The organism is Streptomyces sp. WELS2 (assembly GCF_013870595.1).
Lineage (GTDB): Bacteria > Actinomycetota > Actinomycetes > Streptomycetales > Streptomycetaceae > Streptomyces.
In genome coordinates this window covers 1-1,688 of the sequence record NZ_JACBWZ010001130.1, presented here as the reverse complement: position 1 = coordinate 1,688, position 1,688 = coordinate 1, and the positions used below count along the sequence as shown (strand labels likewise).

The 1,688-nt window shown below is 73.8% G+C and carries 2 protein-coding genes; one reads left to right on the top strand and one right to left on the bottom strand.

Annotated features, from left to right (window positions below):
• On the bottom strand, positions 1-452 hold a 452-nt coding region (locus H5J33_RS34310; RefSeq protein WP_181798568.1), incomplete at its 3' end, for an ROK family protein.
• Positions 453-673: 221 nt separating this feature from the next.
• On the opposite strand from H5J33_RS34310, the gene H5J33_RS34305 reads away from it, so the two are divergent.
• Positions 674-1,688: LacI family DNA-binding transcriptional regulator (locus H5J33_RS34305; protein WP_181798567.1), on the top strand; the 1,015-nt coding region annotated here is incomplete at its 3' end.

Here is a 1,688-nt window from a genome sequence, read left to right as displayed (position 1 = left end):
CGCCCGCCGAGGACCAGGCCGCCGCCGACGCCGGTGGAGACCACCATGCACAGCGCGTTGTCGTGGCCCCGCGCGGCGCCCTGCCAGTGCTCGGCGGCGGTGATCGCGACCCCGTCGCCGATCAGCTCGACCGGCAGTCCCCCGGTGGCCGCACGCACCCGGTCGACCAGCGGGAAGTCCCGCCAGCCCGGCACGTTCACCGGACTCACGGTGCCCGCCGAGGCGTCCACCGGACCGGCGCTGCCGATGCCGACCGCGCCGGCGCGGTCCCACAGGGGCGACCCGGACAGCTCGCCGAGCACCTCCGCCACGGCCCGCATGACCGTTTCGCCGTCCTGCCGGGCGGGCGTGGGACGCTGGGCGCGGACCAGCAGACGTCCGTCGCCGTCCACCAGCGCGCCGGCGATCTTGGTGCCGCCGATGTCCAGGGCCGCCACGAGGTCGGTGTGCATGAGAGTGAGATCTCCCCGTTGAAAACTTGAGAACCAAAGAGAGCGGACCGGTCGAGCGGTGGGGGCGCGGGCCGGAGACAGCGGTGGACAGTCTCTCTCGCACCTGACAACGTTGTCCAGGCTCTATGCTCGACGCCACATCCTCATACAAGCCCACGGATGCCGCACCCCGTTCCGTGGACCGGAGGAACCGCAGCCGGACGACAGACAGGACAGCGCACGTGCCCGAGACCACCCGCCGCGCAGACCGCCTCACCGGGAACCGGTACGGCAACCGCCCGACGATGAAGGACGTGGCGGCCCGCGCCGGGGTCGGGCTGAAGACGGTCTCCCGCGTGGTCAACGGCGAGCCCGGGGTCACCCCGGACACCGAGCGCCGGGTGCAGGAGGCGATCGACGCGCTCGGCTTCCGCCGCAACGACAGCGCGCGGGTGCTGCGCAAGGGGCGGACCGCGAGCATCGGGCTGATCCTGGAGGATCTCGCGGACCCCTTCTACGGCCCGCTCAGCCGCGCCGTCGAGGAGGTGGCCCGCGCCCACGGCGCGCTGCTGATCAACGGCTCCAGCGCCGAGGACCCCGAGCGGGAGCAGGAGCTGGCGCTCGCGCTGTGCGCGCGCCGGGTGGACGGGCTGGTGGTGATCCCGGCCGGGGACGACCACCGGTATCTGGAGCCGGAGATCCGGGCCGGTGTGGCGACCGTGTTCGTGGACCGCCCGGCCGGCCGGATCGACGCCGACGTGGTCCTGTCCGACAACTACGGCGGTGCCCGCGACGGCGTCGCCCACCTCATCGCGCACGGCCACCGGCGGATCGGCTTCATCGGCGACATGCCCCGGATCCACACGGCCGCGGAGCGGCTGCGCGGCTACCGGGCGGCCATGGAGGACGCCGGGATAGCCGTGGCGGAGCACTGGATGTCCCTCGGCGCGACCGACCCGGAGCGGGTGCGCCGGGCGGCGGAGGAGATGCTGAGCGGCCCCGACCCGGTGACGGCGGTCTTCGCCGGCAACAACCGGGTGACGGTCACCGTCGTCCGGGTGCTGGCAGAGCGGTCCGACCGGGTCGCGCTCGTCGGCTTCGACGACTTCGAGCTGGCCGATCTGCTCCAGCCGGGCGTCACGGTCGTCGCCCAGGACTCGGCGGCCCTCGGCCGTACGGCCGCCGAACGCCTCTTCCGCCAGCTGGACGGCACCCTGGTCGGCCCGGAGCGCATGGAACTCCCCACCCGGGACCTTG